This is a genomic window from Streptomyces sp. NPDC005402, assembly GCF_040606575.1.
GTDB lineage: Bacteria > Actinomycetota > Actinomycetes > Streptomycetales > Streptomycetaceae > Streptomyces.
In genome coordinates this window covers 42,617-58,987 of the sequence record NZ_JBEXFB010000008.1, presented here as the reverse complement: position 1 = coordinate 58,987, position 16,371 = coordinate 42,617, and the positions used below count along the sequence as shown (strand labels likewise).

The following is a 16,371-nucleotide window of genomic DNA, read 5'->3' as shown; positions in this document are numbered from 1 at the left end:
CCGAAAGGCCTTCCGTGTCCTCGACCCCCGCCCGCGTCACCGCGGTAGACACCTACGACATCCGCTTCCCCACCTCGCGCGAGCTCGACGGCTCCGACGCGATGAACCCGGACCCCGACTACTCGGCGGCCTACGTCGTGCTGCGCACGGACGCGGCCGACGGGCACGAGGGGCACGGATTCACCTTCACCATCGGGCGGGGCAACGATGTCCAGGTCGCCGCGATCGAGGCGCTGCGCGGGCATGTGGTGGGACGGTCCGTCGACGAACTGTGCGCGGACCCGGGAACGCTGAACCGCGACCTGATCGGCGACAGCCAGCTGCGCTGGCTCGGCCCCGAGAAGGGCGTGATGCACATGGCGATCGGCGCGGTCGTCAACGCCGTGTGGGACCTGGCCGCCAAGCGCGCGGACAAGCCGCTGTGGCGGCTGCTGGCCGAGGGCGACCCCGAGTGGCTGGTCGCCCAGATCGACTTCCGCTACCTCACGGACGCCCTCACTCCCGAGGAGGCGCTGGAGATCCTGCGGCGGGGGCGTGCGGGCTCGCAGGAGCGCACCGAGAAACTTCTGGAGCGCGGCTACCCCGCCTACACCACCTCCGCCGGCTGGCTCGGCTACGACGACGAGAAACTCACCCGGCTCGCCGCCCAGGCCGTCGCGGACGGCTTCCGGCAGATCAAGCTCAAGGTCGGCGCGGATCTGGAGGACGACATACGGCGCTGCCGCGTCGCCCGCCAGGTCGTCGGCCCCGACATCCGCATGGCGATCGACGCCAACCAGCGGTGGGACGTCGACGAGGCGATCCGCTGGACCAAGGCCCTCGCCGAGTTCGACCCGTACTGGATCGAGGAGCCCACCAGCCCCGACGACATCCTCGGCCACGCGACGATCCGCAGGGCGGTCGCCCCGGTGAAGGTCGCCACCGGCGAGCACGTCCAGAACCGGGTCGTCTTCAAGCAGCTCCTCCAGGCCGGCGCCCTCGACGTGGTCCAGATCGACGCGGCCCGCGTCGGCGGCGTCAACGAGAACCTGGCCATCCTGCTGCTGGCGGCCAAGTTCGGCGTGCCGGTCTGCCCGCACGCCGGCGGGGTCGGCCTGTGCGAACTCGTCCAGCACCTCTCGATGTTCGACTACGCGGCCGTCACCGGCACCACCGAGAACCGGGTCATCGAGTACGTCGACCATCTGCACGACCACTTCCTCGACCCCGTGGTGATCCGTGAGGGCCACTACACGGCACCCACGGCACCGGGCTTCTCGGCGGCCATGCGTCCGGAGTCCATTGCCCGGTACACGTTCCCCGACGGAGCCTTCTGGGCAGAAGACCTCGCCGACGACACACAGAAGAAGGGGCAGGCGGCATGAGCGACTTCGAGGGTCTCAAGGCCCTGGTGACCGGCGGCGCCTCCGGCATCGGCCGGGCCACCGCCGAACTCCTTCTCGCGCGCGGCGCCCGGGTCGCCGTCCTCGACCTCGATCCGTCCTCGGTCGACAAGCCCCTGCTCGCCTACCGCGCCGACGTCACCGACGACGCCTCCGTCCGCGAGGCCGTCGCCGCTGCCGCCGCCGACCTCGGCGGACTCGACATCGTGGTCAACAACGCGGGCATCGGCGCCCAGGGCACGGTCGCGGACAACGACGACGAGGAATGGCACCGCGTCCTCGACGTCAACGTCGTCGGCATGGTCCGGGTGGCCCGCGCCGCCCTGCCCCACCTGCGCGAGTCCGCGCACGCCGCGATCGTGAACACCTCCTCCATCGCCGCCACCGCAGGGCTCCCGCAACGGGCCCTGTACAGCGCGACCAAGGGGGCCGTGTACTCCCTGACCCTCGCCATGGCCGCCGACCACGTCCGCGAGGGCATCCGCGTGAACTGCGTCAACCCGGGTACGGCGGACACCCCGTGGATCGGCCGGCTCCTCGCCAAGGCTCCCGACCCGGCCGCCGAGCGGGCCGCCCTGGAGGCCCGCCAGCCCAGCGGCCGGCTCGTCTCGGCGGACGAGGTCGCGGGCGCCATCGCCTACTTGGCGAGTTCCCTCTCCGGCGCCACCACCGGCACCTCCCTCGCCGTCGACGGCGGCATGCAGGGCCTGCGCCTGAGGCCGGTGGGTCAGTGAACACCCTCGGCGGCAGTGGCGTCCCGGTCAGCGGGCTGGCCTTCGGCGGCGCCGTCATCGGCAACCTCTTCACCGAGGTGACCGACGAGCAGGCCCATGAGGCGGTCAACGCCGCCTGGCAGAGCGGCATCCGCTATTTCGACACCGCCCCGCACTACGGCCTGGGCCTGTCGGAACGCAGGCTGGGCGAGGCGCTGCGTGCCTTTCCGCGCTCGGAGTTCACGGTCTCCACGAAGGTGGGCCGCCGCCTGGAGCCGTCCACGGACGGCGGCGACGACCTCGCCAACTGCTTCGCGGTCCCCGCCACCCGGCGCCGCGTCTGGGACTTCAGCGCGGACGGCGTACGACGCACCCTGGAGGCGAGCCTCGAACGCCTCGGCCTGGACCGCGTGGACGTCGTCTACCTCCACGACCCCGACGACCACGCCGAACAGGCCTTCCGCGAGGGCTGTCCGGCCCTGGAGAAGCTCCGTTCGGAGGGTGTCGTCGGGGCGATCGGCGCCGGCATGAACCAGACCGAGATGCTCACCCGCTTCGTCCGCGAGACCGACGTCGACGTGGTGCTGTGCGCCGGCCGCTACACCCTGCTCGACCAGAGCGCGCTCACCGAACTGCTGCCCGCCGCCGTCCAGCGGGGCGTCTCCGTGGTGATCGGCGGTGCCTTCAACTCCGGTCTGCTGGCGGACCCGAGGCCGGAGGCGACGTACAACTACGCACAGGTCCCAGCGGACTTGCTGGACCGGGCCCTGCGTATGCGGGAGGTCGCCGAGCGGCACGGCATCAGTCTGCGCGCCGCCGCCCTCGCCTTCTGCGCGGCCCACCCGGCCGTCGCGAGCGTCCTCGTGGGCGCCCGCTCGGCCGCCGAGGTCCGGGACGCCGCCGACCAGTTCGCCACCCCGGTGCCCCCCGCCTTCTGGCAGGAGCTGCGCGACACCGGTCTGCTGACCGCCGAGGAGCCGTCATGAGGGTCGCTCTGCACACCAAGGTCCGCGCGGATCGCGTCGAGGAGTACGAGGCCGCCCACCGCGAGGTCCCGGTCGAGCTCACCGACGCGATCCGCGCCGCCGGGGCCACCTCCTGGACGATCTGGCGCAGCGGCACCGACCTCTTCCACGTCCTGGAGTGCGAGGACTACGGCCGCCTCCTCGCCGAACTGGAGAAACTGCCGGTGAACGTCACCTGGCAGGCCCGCATGGCCGAACTCCTCGACGTGGTGCACGACTACTCCGGCGAGGGTGCCGACGCCGGCCTGCCCGTCGTGTGGGAGCTGCCGTGACGGTCGTGGACGCGCACCACCACGTGTGGGACCTGTCGGTGCGGGACCAGGACTGGATCGCGGCGGACAGCCCCCTGCGACGGAACTTCACCGTGCGGGACCTCGCACCAGAGGCCCGCGCGGCGGGAGTCGACCGCACGGTCCTCGTCCAGACGGTCACCGTCCCCGAGGAGACCCCGGAGTTCCTCGCCCTCGCGGCCGAACACGAGCTGATCGCGGGCGTCGTCGGCTGGACCGACCTGACCCGACCCGACGTCGCCGACGAGCTGGCCCGGCTGCGTCAACTCCCCGGCGGCATGTACCTCAAGGGCATCCGCCACCAGGTACAGGGCGAGCCCGATCCCGAATGGCTGCTGCGCCCCGACGTGTGCCGGGGCCTGGCCGCCGTGGCGGACGCCGGCCTGGTCCACGACCTGGTGGTCCTCCCGCACCAGCTCCCCGCCTGCGTCAAGGCGGCCACGTCGCTGCCGCAACTCACCTTCGTCCTGGACCACTTGGGCAAGCCGCCCATCGCCTCCGGCACGCTGGAACTCTGGGCGACCGACGTCCGCGCCCTCGCCGGCCTCCCCAACACCGTCTGCAAACTCTCCGGCATGGTGACGGAGGCGGACCTCGCCACCTGGACCACCGACGACCTTCGCCCGTACGCCGACACCGTCCTTGACGCCTTCGGCCCGGACCGCCTGATGTTCGGCTCGGACTGGCCGGTGTGCACACTGGGGGCGACCTACGGCGAGACAGTGTCCGTGACGAAGGAACTCACCGCAGGTCTCGGTCCGTCCGAACGCGCCGACGTCTTCGGCGGTACGGCCGCCCGGACCTACGGTCTCTGACCCCGAGGTACGCGTCAGGTCTGCCGAGTCGGCTGCGCCAACCGGGTGGGTGGCAGGAACTCCCGCACATACGTCCGCTCCCAGCACGCCCCCGTCTCCCGCAGCTCCCGCCACGTCGTGTACCGGTACCGGAAGAGACGGGCCCGGACATGGCGGGGCGGTGAGTCAGCCGGGAAGGGGGAGTGGCGCAACAGCCTCAGCGTGGCGGGGTCGTTCTCCAGGAGCCGTTCGACCATGGTGCCGAACCACGCCCCCGCGTAGGCCGGGGACAGCGCGGCGAACCACATCATCCAGTCCAGGCGCAGATGGTAGGGCGCGAACTGGCGCGGCCACCGCCGTGGATCACCCGGCTTGCCCTTGAACTCGTACTCCTTCCACTCGGAGTCCCTGCGCGGCACGTCGTCCGCCGTGCCCTCGACCACCACCTCGTAGCGGATCCGGCTGACGCTGCCGAAGGCGCCGTAGGTGTTGACGAGATGGAGCGGGTCGAAGGAGCGGTTCATGATCTGGCTCCGGGAGATCATGTTGCGGACCGGGTGGTAGCTCAGGGCGAGGAGCAGCGCGGCGACGGCGAGGACCGTCACCTCGTACCAGAGCGGGGTGGCGGGCAGGCCCGGCGCGTCTCCCGGGAGGTCCAGCGCCGACGTCGCCAGCACGATCGTGATCCAGTTCAGCCAGGCGAAGTTGCCGGAGAGCACCAGCCACAGCTGAGTCACGATCATCAGGGACGCGGCGGCCATGGCGATCGGCTGCGGGGTGAACAGCAGGAAGGGGACGACGAGTTGGGTGACATGGTTCGCCGCCACCTCCATCCGGTGCGCGGGTCTCGGCAGATGGTGGAAGAACCAGCTCAGCGGACCCGGCATCGGCTGTGTCTCGTGGTGGTGGTCCAGGCAGGTGAGCTTCCGCCAGCAGGCGTCGCCGCGCATCTTGATGAGCCCCGCGCCGAACTCGACCCGGAACAGGACCCACCGCAGCAGGAACAACACCACGACCGGCGGGGCCACTTCGTCGTTGCCGAGGAACACCGCGAGGAACCCGACCTCCAGCAGCAGGGACTCCCAGCCGAAGCCGTACCACGTCTGGCCCACGTTGACGATCGACAGGTACAGCAGCCACGGCACCAGCCACAGCAGCATCCCGCCCCACAGCGGTAGCCGGGAGTCGAGGCCCGCCGCCAGCGCGACGGCCACCGCGCAGCCCGTCCACGCGCAGAGAGCGAAGAACCGGTCCGAGTAGTGGAGTTGGAAGAGACTCGGCGCCCGCCGGAAGGGCACCCGCGCCACGAAACGCGGGATGGGCAGCATCCCGCGCTCCCCGAGCAGCGCCCGGAACTGCAGGGCCGCCGCGAGGAACGCGACGAAGTACAGCCCGGCCAGAGCCCGCTGGAAGACCAGCCGGCTCAGCCAGTAGTCGGGTGCGGTGAACCAGTCCACTGCCGTGCTCTCCTGCCTCCATTGTGCCGCCGAACCCCAGCGTGACTCTCCGTGTACCTCCGCTCCGCTTGCGTAACCCAAGTGAGCGAAGCAGACAATAGTGACGAACTGCCCGGGATGGACGGGAGAACGCGGTGCGGACACCGACCAGGGCCCTCGTCACCGCCTGCGCGCTCGCGGCGGCACTCCTCGTCGCCGGATGCGGGGTCGACGGTGGTGACGCGAACACCGGCGCGGCGAAGGGCGAACTCTTTCTGCAGCCTGCCACGGACCAGGGGCCGAACCCCTTCACCCGCTTTGCGGCGACCACCCCGCCGCCCCTCACCCGAACGCCTCAACGGGACCCGACCGCCCCACGGACCGTCTCCGGCGGGATGCCCGGCCTCTACGGCGGCGTCGAGCGCGTCGCCGGCTGCGACGTGGAACGGCAGATCGGCGACCTGAGCGCCGACCGGTCCAGGGTGAGCGCGTTCGCGCGGGTCGCGGGCGTCCCCCCGGCCTCGGTCCCGGACTACCTGCGCGGCCTCGCCCCCGTCGTCCTCCGGGACGACACCCGGGTCACCGACCACGGCTACCGCGACGGCCGGGCGAGCGGCCACCAGTCCGTGCTTCAGGCGGGCACGGCCGTCCTCGTCGACAACCGAGGCGTCCCGCGGGTCCGCTGCGCCTGCGGCAACCCCTTGACGCCGCCGGTGGCGATGCGTGGCGGCGCGGTGGTGGGCGGGCGGTCGTGGCCCGCATACCGGCCCGCCCGGACGATCGTGGTGACCCCCAGTGAACAGGTCGTCACCGAGATCACGATCATCGACCTCGTCGACCACTCCTGGATCGAACGCCGGATCGACCACGACTGCCGTCACGACCACGTCCTACCCCCTCCGACGCCGGAACCGCTGACGCCCAGGCCCGCCCTCACGCCGTCCCCGGCCGACGGCACGCCCCTCGCCCCGCAGAGACCCGCGCCCGACTGCGCGACCCCGACCGTCACCGTCACGCCCGGCACCCCCGCCACCGCCCCCGCCCCCGCCCCCGAGGAGTCGTACGACGACTGCCCCGCGCCCACCGTCCCCTTCACCCCACCGCCCCCGACGCGGCCCGGCACCCCCGCGGTCCCGCCGGACGGCACCCGTACGGCCGCCCCCTCGGACCCCGAGAGCGGGATCGGCCCCGAGACCGTCCCGGACACCCCCGATCTCCCCGACGGCGGCGGCCTGATCCCCGACGACCCGGCCGGGTCGACCGGCACCGGCACCGTCTTCGACAGCCCCGCCGACGTCCTCGGTGTCTGACGGCCGCAGAAGACACCGCCCTCCCGGTCGAAGAATCGGACAAATCCTGGCAAGGTGGGCCCATGGTTGATCGGGGAGCGAGCGCCCTGTCACTCCCGGACGACTGGCCCGCCCACCCGGATCCGATCCTGGCGCTCAACCGCATGGGCAGCTTCGACTGGGACCTGGACACCGGTCTGTTCCACATGGACGCCCAGGCCCACGAGGTCTTCGACCTGCGCCCCGACGAATACGACGGAAGCCCGATGGGCCTCGCCGTCCGGGTCCCGAGGGCCGAGGCGCACCGCCTGGACGCCCTGGTCGCCCAGGCCATCAAGGACGGCAGCGAGAACTACGGCACCTACTTCCGCCTGCGTTGCCGCGACGGCACCCTGCGCTGGACCCACACCCAGGGCTACATCCGGCGCGACGAGACAGGACGCCCGCGCCGGATCGTCGGGATCGTCCGTGACGCCACCCAGGAGATGGGCGAGCTGGAAGCCCGCCGGGAGCAGGCCGCCCAGGACCAGGCCCGCCGTCGGCAGACCAATGTCGTCCAGCTCACCACGGCAGCCCTCGCCCACGCCCGGACCGTCCAGGACGTCATCGACGTCCTCAAGGACACCCACGGCCTCACCCACCTCGGCGCGACCAGCCTGGTCATGGGCCTGGTCGAGGCGGGCCGCATCCGGCTGATCGCCGAGGGCCCCGCGGGCAGCTTCGTACCCGGCACCGACATCACCCGGATCGACGAGCCGTACCCGATGAGCGAGGCCGTGCGCACACTCAGCCCGCGGTTCATCGAGTCGCCGGAGGAGTTCGCGGACCGCTACCCGATCCTGTGGCCGCACATCACCGGCCTCAACATCACCTCCGCCGCCTACCTCCCGCTGATCGCCGAGGCCCGCCCGATCGGCGCCATGGGCCTGCTCTACAGCGACCGCTACGGCTTCACGCCCGAGGACCGCAACGTCCTCATCGCCCTCGGCAGCAGCATCGCCCAGAGCCTTCAGCGGGCCATGCTCTACGAACAGGAGAAGGACCTCGCCACCGGCCTCCAGCAGGCCATGCTGCCGCGCACCATCCCGAGCGTCCCTGGCGCCGACGTCGCCGTCCGCTACCGGGCCGGCAGCACCGAGGGCTCGCTGGCCCGGGACATCGGCGGCGACTGGTACGACCTGATCCCACTGCCGGGCGGCCGCGTCGGTGCCGTCATCGGCGACGTCCAGGGCCACGACACCCACGCCGCCGCCGTCATGGGCCAGCTGCGGATCGTGCTGAGGGCCTACGCCGCCGAGGGGCACACCCCGGCCACGGTGATGGCCCGGGCGTCCGTCTTCCTCCATGAGCTCGACACCGACCGCTTCGCGACCTGCCTGTACGCCGAGGCCGACCTGGCCACCGGAGTCGTCCAGGTGGTCCGGGCGGGCCACATCGACCCGCTGGTCCGGCACGCCGACGGCGGCTGCCGCCGGGTGACCGTCGAGGGGGGACTGCCGCTCGGGCTGTCCGCCGAGTTCGGGCAGCTCGAGTATCCCGTCGCCACCCTCGAACTCGACCCCGGGGGCACCCTGCTGCTGTGCACCGACGGGCTGGTCGAGCAGCCGGGTGCCGACCTCGACGACGGCATGCGGACCCTCACGAGCCTCATCGCCGTGGGTCCTCCCGATGTGTGGGAGCTCGCCGACCGGCTCATCGACGTGGCCGAGGAACGCGGCGGCGACGACGACGTGGCACTGCTCCTGCTGCGCCGCCGCGGTCTGGACGCCCCGCAGTCCGGCGGCCGCCTCCAGCAGCACGTGGCGCCGGGAGACCCCGAGGCCCTCACCGAGGCCCGGCACATGATCCGGGCCGCGGTCGCCGCCTGGGGCGCGCGGGAGCGCTCCGACGAGATCGAACTGGTCGCCGACGAGCTGATCACCAACGCCCTGATGCACACCGAGGGCGCCGCGATCGTCACCCTGCGGGTCATGACCCGTTCCGACCGGCGGATGCGCGTGGAGGTCGAGGACTCCTCCAGTGCCCTGCCCCGCCGCCGGGAGGCGGGCGAGTCGGGGGTCTCGGGCCGGGGCCTGCTCCTGGTCGACCTGCTGAGCGACGTGTGGGGCGTGGAGGCGCGGGGCGGCGGGAAGTGCGTGTGGTGCGAGTTCGTCGTACGGGAGCAGACCTGAGCTGAGCTGACCACGGCGGTCCCCGGTGGCACTCTGGACGTATGCCGGAACTGCCCGAGGTGGAAGCGCTCAAGGACTTCCTGACCGAGAACCTGGTCGGCCACGAGATGGTGCGCGTGCTGCCGGTGGCCATCAGCGTCCTGAAGACGTACGACCCCCCGCTCACCGCCGTCGAGGGCCGCGAGGTGGTCGCCGTGCACCGCCACGGCAAGTTCCTCGACCTGGAGACGGACGGCGGCCCGCGCCTCGTCACCCATCTGGCCCGCGCGGGCTGGCTGCACTGGAAGGACCGCCTGCCCGACGGCCCGCCCCGCCCCGGCAAGGGCCCCCTCGCCCTCCGGGTGGCGTTGGAGACCGGCGCGGGCTTCGACCTCACGGAGGCGGGGACGCAGAAGCGGCTCGCGGTGTACGTGGTGGCCGACCCCAAGGAGGTCCCCGGCATCGCCCGGCTGGGCCCGGACCCGCTGGCCGAGGACTTCGACGGGGCGAGCCTCGCCGCCCTCCTGAAGGGCGAACGCCGACAGCTGAAGGGCGCCCTGCGCGACCAGACCCTCCTCGCCGGCGTGGGCAACGCCTACAGCGACGAGATCCTGCACGCGGCGAGAATGTCCCCGTTCAAACTGGCGGCTTCCCTGACTCCCGGGGAGACGGAGGCCCTCTATCGGGCTCTGCGCACGACCCTCACCGAGGCGGTGGAACGGTCGAGAGGTGTGGCGGCGGGCCGCCTGAAGTCGGAGAAGAAGTCCGGCCTGCGCGTCCACGGCCGCACCGGCGATCCCTGCCCGGTCTGCGGCGACACCATCCGGGAGGTCTCCTTCAGCGACTCCTCCCTCCAGTACTGCCCCACCTGCCAGACGGGTGGCAAGCTTCTGGCGGACCGGCGGTTGTCGCGACTGCTCAAGTGACCGCGTACGTCGTCAGCCGGGATCCAGTGTCACCAGATGCTCCCCGCCCGACGTCCTGACCTCGTAGTGGTCGATCTGGTCGGCGTGGAAGGTGGAACTGCCCATCATGGTGTTGTCGCCGGTGGCGTGCCCGGTGGCGTTCCAGCCGGTGACGGTCTCCTCCTTGCCGTCCTGGCTGATCGCGACCAGGTGACACGCGCGGGGGCCGGACTCGTCCTTCACCTTGAGCTCCACCTGGGTGCCCCAGTCCTCGTCCTCGGTGATGACCTGGGCCCACACGCCGGACCGGGCGTCGGTGGCCTCGATGCTGGTGTTCCCCGCGGCGTCGCCGCCCGTCGTCATCGCGAGGGTGGAACCGCCCACGGTCAGGACCACCGAAGCGGCTACCGCGTACAACAGCCGCCTGCGCCGTGCCCGGTGGCGGGTCGCGACCTCGCCGAGGAGGCGGCCCAGGAGCTGGGGGCCGGGCTGGGCCATCGGATGCACGACCCGCGGAGTCGCCCTGCGGTACAGCATCATCTGACGGGTCACAGGACCGAACTCGGTCACGTGTGCCGCGCACTTGGGGCACTCCATGAGGTGGTCCTCGAAGCGGAAGGCCTCCGCCTCGTCCAGCACGCCGAGCGCGTACGCGCCGACGTCGCGATGCCTCTCCAAGGACCTCATGCGGAAACCTCGTGCCGTTGGGTGTGGGTGGGGTTACTCCTTGCTCCCACCCGTACGCACCAGCCCGCCGAATCACTCAAGACATGCGCAGAATCGTGACCAAGGGATTCGGAGCGGTCGGCCCCGCGGATTGGTCCGAATCGAAAGTAATCCTGAAGGGCTAGAAGAGGTGGATGGCGAGGTGCCCGAGGGGCAGACCGAGCTGCCACGCCGGGGTCCACACCTTCGGACCCTCGTCCTCGCCGACGCCCGCGCCGCCGCCCGGCACGGCGTTCAGATCGGGTGCGAGCAGTTCCGTCTCCTCCAGCCAGCGCCAGGCCGCGGCCGCGAGTTCGAGGTCCGCGGCGGGCTCGCCGGTGGCGACCGCCTGGGCGGTTAGCGCGGCCATCCGCTCGCACACCCAGTCCTGCCACGGCTGGTCGTACGCCGTCAGGGACAGCCAGTTCTCCAGCTGCGAGACGACCTGGATGCCGGACAGCTCTCCCTCGGTGTCGGCGAGGAAGACGGTCAGCGCCAGCGCGTCCCGTCCGGCACGGAACTCGAAGGACGTCGGCGGCATCAGATCGCCGGAACGCAGGAGCTCGTCGGCGATGTACTCGGCGTACAACCAGGCCATGGGGACGACGAGTTCGCCGCCGCCGGTGCCGTCCGTGCTCTCTTGACCTCTGTGCAGCATCCCTTCCTGCCTTCCTCCGGTGCGTGCGCGTCGCCCGACCCCGGGCCTTGGGGGCCTGGCGCAGGATTCCCACCTGCAGCGCGGCGTCTGGCACGCGCGCTCGCGGCGTTGCCGAACCGCCCACGTGGCTCCGCCACGAGGACGCTCCGGCGCCTTGCGATCACACGCACCAGACGCCGCGCTGCCCGCCCTTCGGGCGGACGGTGCGAATCCCGCGCCAGGCCCCCATCCGGAACACGGATGAGGACAGCCGATTACTCAACCGGGGTCTTCAGCAAGGCGCTTTACGGAGGTTTGACTTTCCCATTGGTTTCACCGCAGGTCGGCCGCGTATCCCGGAAGCACCCGGCGAAGGGCGCGCAGCGCGTAGTACGCGCGGGACTTCACGGTACCGGGCGGAATCCCGAGGATTTCGGCGGCCTCCGCCACACTCGCCCCCTGGAAATACACCAGCACCAGGACTTCACGGTGCTCCGGAGTGAGTGTCTTCACAGCCTCGCGTACGTCGAGGGCGGCGGCCGCCCGTTCGGCGTGATCGGCGCAGACCCGTGAGTTCTCCAGCACCGCGTCGCCGACCTCGGCGGGACGCGCCTGCCGCGCCCGCCGCGCGTCGATCGCGAGCCGCCGCCCCACGGTCAGCAGCCACGGCCGTACGGACTCGAAGTCGTCGGCGCGCAGCGCCTCGGGATGCTGCCAGGCGCGTACGAGGGTCTCCTGCACCAGATCCTCGGCGCGTTGCCGGTCGCCGTCACTGAGCCGGAGCAGGAGCGCGAAGAGGGGCCGGCCGTGCTCCCGCTGCAGTGCGGCGAGCTCGTGCTCGGCGGTCGTCCCGTGCGTGAGGGTGGTTCCGGCCGTCATGGCCGTATGGCACCTCAGTGCGGGGCCGGGGGACAGGGCACGCACAAGGATCTGCGGCGGACGGTCGATCGCGTCGACGAACGGTTCGGTGAACGGTCCCTTCCGCCTCCCTTGCACGTCTCTTCCGCGTACTTTCCGCGTCCCTTCCGCCCCGGACGGGTCAAGAAGGCGGCCGGGCCGTTTGCGGACACGGACAAGCTCATACCTATTCGTCACTAAATATGACCTCAGTGGGGTGAGCTGATGATTGCACGCAGACGGCAGATTGCCCTGGCCCTCACGGCCCTTCTCGCCGGAGGAGCGGCCTGCCAGGCGCATGACCACGCGACACCCGGGCATCCGGGCCCGTCCGCCGCGGCACCGCGCGAGTTCACGCTCGTCGCCTCCGGTGACGTCCTGCCGCACAGTTCGATCATCGAACGGGCGCGCTTCGACGCGGGCGGCAACGGCTACGACTTCCGCCCGATGCTGGCCGGGATCCGATCCGTCGTCTCCCGCGCCGATCTGGCGCTGTGTCACATGGAGACCGTCTACGGCGCGAACGGCGACTACACCGGTTACCCGACCTTCAAGTCGCCGCCCGAGGTGGCCCAGGGTCTCGCCGTCACCGGTTACGACGGCTGCTCCACCGCCTCCAACCACAGCCTCGACGACGGCGCCGACGGAATCCGCCGTACTCTCGACGCGCTGGACCAGGCGGGCGTACGGCACACCGGATCGGCCCGTACCGAGGGCGAGGCGCGCACGGTCACCGTGCTGCGCGCGGGTCCGGCGAAGGTGGCCCACCTCGCCTACACCTATGACACCAACGGGCTCCCGCTGCCCCAGGGGCAGCCCTGGGCGGTGAACCTGATGGACGAGAAGAAGATCCTGGCGGACGCGCGGACCGCCCGGAAGGCGGGCGCCGACGTGGTCGTCGTATCGCTGCACTGGGGCACCGAATGGCAGGACGCGCCCGACGGGCAGCAGGTGGCCCTGGCCCGCGACCTCACCGCCGCCCGCACCGGCGGGCGCCCCGACGTCGACCTGATCCTCGGCACCCACGCCCATGTCCCGCAGGCGTACGAGAAGGTCAACGGGACCTGGGTGATCTACGGCATGGGCGACCAGATCGCAGGTGAGATGTTCAACAACGAGGGCGCCCAGGACCCGCGCGGCAACCAGTCCACCCTGGGGCGCTTCACGTTCGCCCCGCCCGCCCGGCCGGGTGAGCGCTGGCAGGTCGCGAAGGCGGAGTTCGTGCCGCAGATGTTCGACGTGGACGCCGGCCGGGTGGTGAACCTCAACCAGGCGATCGCGCAGGGCGCCGACGTCCAGGGCGTCCGTGACCGGATCCGGGAGGTGGTGCTGAGCCGGGGCGCGGCGAAGGACGGGCTCACGATGGGGCAGTAGGTCACTCCACGTCCACGTCCACATGGTCGAAGGTCCGCAGCATCTCCTTCAACACGCGTGCGCACGCCCGGAGTTCGGCCTCGGTCAGCTCACCGCCGCCGACCTGCCGGTTCAGGGCGTGCTCGCGCGCGAGGATCGCGGTGATGCGGGCAGTGCCCTCGTCCGTGATCCGGATCAGCGAGGACCGCTGGTGGGCGGGGTTGGGCGTGGCCTCCGCCCAGCCCCGCTCGATCGCGTCATTGGTCATGCGCTGCACGAACTGCCGGGTCAGCGCCATGAGCCGAGCCATCTGAGGAACCGTCATGGGCCCGTACCGGTGCAGCAGGACGAGGACGGAACGCACGCCGACGGACACCCCGTCGACCGCCTCGGCCTGCTCCAGCTTGCGCAGGCCGCGCCGGTAGAGCGCGCCGACCAGGTCGAACACCTCGCTGACCCGGTGGCCAAGTTCGTCTGGCGGCAGTGGCGCGTCGATGTCGTTCACCCGTCCATCATGCACCGGTTCATTATGACAACCAGGTTGTCAAAGTCGACCGAAGATGACACCTTGGTTGTCATGAGAGCTGCTTCGGAACTGAACTTCTTCGCATCCCACGACGGGGACATCGCCTATCGCGACACCGGGACCGGGGACCCCGTCGTCCTCCTGCACGCCGGCTACGTCGACCACCGCCTCTTCGAGGCCCAGACACCGGCGCTGTCCGCCGAGCACCGCGTCATCGCCGTGGACATCCGTGGCCACGGCTGGACCGCCAACGCGACCCAGCCCTTCCGCTGGGCCGACGACCTCGCCGCACTGCTGCGCCATCTCGACGCGGGCCCCGCGGTCCTGGTCGGCGTCTCCATGGGCGGGGCCGTCGCCGGTGACACGGCGATCGAGTATCCGGAACTGGTCCGGGGGATCGTCCTGAGCGGGGCCTCGGTCAGCGACTTCCAGTACACCCACGAGTTCGTGGCCGAGTCCCAGAGGATTCTGCACTCGGGCGACATCGAGGGCTGGCTGAAGGTGTACCTCCGGTCCGTCGCGGGCCCCTTCCGCACGGTCGAGGAGACCGACCCGCGGATCCTGGACCACCTGCGCGAGATGGCCCTGCACACCATCAGCAAGCACACTCCCGGCGAACGGAACTGGCACGTACCCATGACCGACACCTGGCCCCGCGTCCCGAAGATCGACGTCCCGGTGCTCACCGTCAACGGCACGCTCGACTCACCGGACCTGCTCGCCGACGCCGAACGCTACGCCGACACCGCGCAGAACGGCCGCTCGGTCCTGGTGGAGGGCACCTCGCACTTCCCGAACCTGGAGAAGCCCGAGGAGTTCAACGCGATCGTGCTGGACTTCCTGCGCTCGCTCTAGCGCCGCGCCAGCGCCGACCGCTTGTACGAGTACCCGAAATAGATCACGCACCCGATCACGAACCACACGGCGAACCGCACCCAGGTCTGCCACTGCAGGTACGTGATCAGCCAGATCGAGAAGCCGACGCCCAGGGCCGGCACCACCGGCATCCACGGCGTACGGAACGTGCGCGGCAGTTCCGGCTGCCGGTACCGCAGCACGATCACCGCCGTGCACACCACCACGAAGGCCAGCAGGATCCCGATGTTGGTCAGTTCGGCCGCCTCGCCGATCGGCAGGAAACCGGCGATGGCGGCCGACGCGAAGCCGACGATCCACGTCACACGCGTGGGCACGTGCCGCGTCGGGTGCGTCTTCGCGAACCACCGGGGCAGCAGCCCGTCCCGGGACATCGAGAACCACACCCGGGTCACCCCGAGCATGAACGTGAACATCACCGTGAGGATGCCGATGATCGCGCCCACCGCGATCACGTCCGCGAGCCCGCCGAGGCCCACCGACTTGAACGCGGTGGAGAACCCGCTCTCCTTGTCGATGTCCTTGTAGTCCTGCATGCCGGTCAGCACCAGACAGGCCGCCACGTACAGCACCATCGAGATCGCGAGCGAGTAGAGGATCGCCTTCGGCATGTGCCGCTGGGCGTCCTTCGACTCCTCGGCCGCCGTCGACATGGCGTCGTAACCGAAGACCGCGAAGAACACCGTCGCCGCGCCGGTGAACGCCCCGCCGACGCCGTACGGGAAGAACGGGTGGTAGTTCCCCGTGTTGATGTGGAACACCCCGACCCCGATCACCAGCAGCACGACGAGCACCTTGAGGACCACGACGACCATCTCGAAGCGGGCCGCGTTGCGGATGCCGAGGTTGAGCAGGTACGCGATCAGCAGGCACAGCACGGCCGCGAACAGGTCCACCCGGTGTCCGTCGCCGGTCGTGGGCGCCCCCAGCATCCAGTGCGGCAGATCGGCGCCCATCTCCCCGACCAGGAAGCTGAAGTAACCGGAGATGCCGATCGCCACCACCGCCACGATCGCCGTGTACTCCAGGAGCAGGTCCCAGCCGATGAACCAGCCCGCGAACTCGCCGAGCACCGCGTAGCCGTAGGTGTAGGCGGACCCGGCCTTCGGGATGAGACCGGCGAACTCGGCGTACGACAGCGCGGCCGCGGCGCTCGCGACCCCGGCGACGAGGAAGGAGACGAGGACCGCGGGCCCGGCCGTACCGTTGGCCACCGTGCCCGCGAGGGTGAAGATCCCCGCGCCGATGATGCCGCCCACGCCGATCGCGGTCAGCTGCCACAGCCCGAGCGACCGTTCGAGGCCGGTGCCCGCGCCGGCCTCCGTCTCCTCGATGCGCTCGATCGGTTTGCGCCGGAGAATCCCCTCGCCCATACGGAGCCGGGCCATGCGCC

General features: G+C 71.0%; 16 protein-coding genes. 10 read left to right on the top strand and 6 right to left on the bottom strand.

The window, feature by feature from the left end:
• Positions 1-14 precede the first annotated feature (14 nt).
• Genes ABZT02_RS17385 through ABZT02_RS17365 form a run of 5 tightly spaced genes read left to right on the top strand, consistent with a single transcriptional unit; the run spans position 15 to position 4,225 of the window.
• Positions 15-1,364, top strand: coding sequence for an L-fuconate dehydratase (locus tag ABZT02_RS17385; protein WP_356018723.1), 1,350 nt, complete (start codon positions 15-17; stop codon positions 1,362-1,364).
• Complete coding sequence (locus ABZT02_RS17380; RefSeq protein ID WP_356018722.1) at positions 1,361-2,116, top strand: SDR family oxidoreductase; 756 nt, start codon at positions 1,361-1,363, stop codon at positions 2,114-2,116. Before ABZT02_RS17385 ends, ABZT02_RS17380 begins: the two co-directional genes overlap by 4 nt.
• Positions 2,113-3,081 (top strand): aldo/keto reductase, encoded by a 969-nt coding sequence (locus tag ABZT02_RS17375; protein WP_356018720.1) that lies wholly within the window; start codon positions 2,113-2,115, stop codon positions 3,079-3,081. Before ABZT02_RS17380 ends, ABZT02_RS17375 begins: the two co-directional genes overlap by 4 nt.
• Positions 3,078-3,392 (top strand): L-rhamnose mutarotase, encoded by a 315-nt coding sequence (locus ABZT02_RS17370; RefSeq protein ID WP_356018719.1) that lies wholly within the window; start codon positions 3,078-3,080, stop codon positions 3,390-3,392. Before ABZT02_RS17375 ends, ABZT02_RS17370 begins: the two co-directional genes overlap by 4 nt.
• A complete protein-coding gene (locus tag ABZT02_RS17365) occupies positions 3,389-4,225 on the top strand; it encodes an amidohydrolase family protein (protein ID WP_356018718.1) in 837 nt (278 codons plus the stop codon). The genes ABZT02_RS17370 and ABZT02_RS17365 overlap by 4 nt, the downstream gene beginning before the upstream one ends.
• Positions 4,226-4,239: 14 nt before the next feature.
• Here the strand turns inward: ABZT02_RS17365 and ABZT02_RS17360 are convergent, their stop codons facing one another.
• Entirely contained in the window at positions 4,240-5,661 is a 1,422-nt protein-coding gene (locus ABZT02_RS17360; protein ID WP_356018716.1) for a lipase maturation factor family protein, read from the bottom strand.
• 134 nt (positions 5,662-5,795) lie between these two features.
• On the opposite strand from ABZT02_RS17360, the gene ABZT02_RS17355 reads away from it, so the two are divergent.
• From ABZT02_RS17355 to ABZT02_RS17345, 3 genes are all read left to right on the top strand, one after another.
• A complete protein-coding gene (locus ABZT02_RS17355; RefSeq protein ID WP_356018715.1) occupies positions 5,796-6,950 on the top strand; it encodes a DUF6777 domain-containing protein in 1,155 nt (384 codons plus the stop codon).
• A 62-nt stretch (positions 6,951-7,012) separates the two neighbouring features.
• Complete coding sequence (locus ABZT02_RS17350; protein WP_356018714.1) at positions 7,013-9,100, top strand: SpoIIE family protein phosphatase; 2,088 nt, start codon at positions 7,013-7,015, stop codon at positions 9,098-9,100.
• 41 nt (positions 9,101-9,141) lie between these two features.
• A complete protein-coding gene (locus ABZT02_RS17345; protein ID WP_356018713.1) occupies positions 9,142-10,005 on the top strand; it encodes a DNA-formamidopyrimidine glycosylase family protein in 864 nt (287 codons plus the stop codon).
• A gap of 12 nt (positions 10,006-10,017) precedes the next feature.
• On the opposite strand, the gene ABZT02_RS17340 is transcribed toward ABZT02_RS17345, so the two are convergent.
• From ABZT02_RS17340 to ABZT02_RS17330, 3 genes are all read right to left on the bottom strand, one after another.
• On the bottom strand, positions 10,018-10,671 hold the full coding sequence (locus ABZT02_RS17340; RefSeq protein WP_356018712.1) for a zf-HC2 domain-containing protein: 654 nt from the start codon (positions 10,669-10,671) through the stop codon (positions 10,018-10,020).
• A 160-nt stretch (positions 10,672-10,831) separates the two neighbouring features.
• On the bottom strand, positions 10,832-11,347 hold the full coding sequence (locus tag ABZT02_RS17335) for a hypothetical protein (protein ID WP_356018711.1): 516 nt from the start codon (positions 11,345-11,347) through the stop codon (positions 10,832-10,834).
• 312 nt (positions 11,348-11,659) lie between these two features.
• Complete coding sequence (locus tag ABZT02_RS17330; RefSeq protein ID WP_356018710.1) at positions 11,660-12,205, bottom strand: sigma-70 family RNA polymerase sigma factor; 546 nt, start codon at positions 12,203-12,205, stop codon at positions 11,660-11,662.
• A gap of 243 nt (positions 12,206-12,448) precedes the next feature.
• On the opposite strand from ABZT02_RS17330, the gene ABZT02_RS17325 reads away from it, so the two are divergent.
• Positions 12,449-13,597 carry a CapA family protein gene (locus ABZT02_RS17325; RefSeq protein WP_356018709.1) on the top strand — a complete coding sequence of 383 codons (1,149 nt, stop codon included), beginning with the start codon at positions 12,449-12,451 and terminating at the stop codon, positions 13,595-13,597.
• A 1-nt stretch (position 13,598) separates the two neighbouring features.
• Here ABZT02_RS17325 and ABZT02_RS17320 read toward each other — a convergent pair whose 3' ends face one another.
• Positions 13,599-14,081, bottom strand: coding sequence for a MarR family transcriptional regulator (locus ABZT02_RS17320; protein ID WP_356018708.1), 483 nt, complete (start codon positions 14,079-14,081; stop codon positions 13,599-13,601).
• A 72-nt stretch (positions 14,082-14,153) separates the two neighbouring features.
• Between ABZT02_RS17320 and ABZT02_RS17315 the strand changes: the two genes are divergently transcribed.
• A complete protein-coding gene (locus ABZT02_RS17315; RefSeq protein WP_356018706.1) occupies positions 14,154-14,957 on the top strand; it encodes an alpha/beta hydrolase in 804 nt (267 codons plus the stop codon).
• On the opposite strand, the gene ABZT02_RS17310 is transcribed toward ABZT02_RS17315, so the two are convergent.
• The gene (locus ABZT02_RS17310) at positions 14,954-16,366 is read right to left on the bottom strand and encodes an amino acid permease (protein WP_356018705.1); all 1,413 of its coding nucleotides are present in this window, start codon (positions 16,364-16,366) and stop codon (positions 14,954-14,956) included. The two genes, ABZT02_RS17315 and ABZT02_RS17310, sit on opposite strands and share 4 nt — an antisense overlap.
• Positions 16,367-16,371 lie beyond the last annotated feature (5 nt).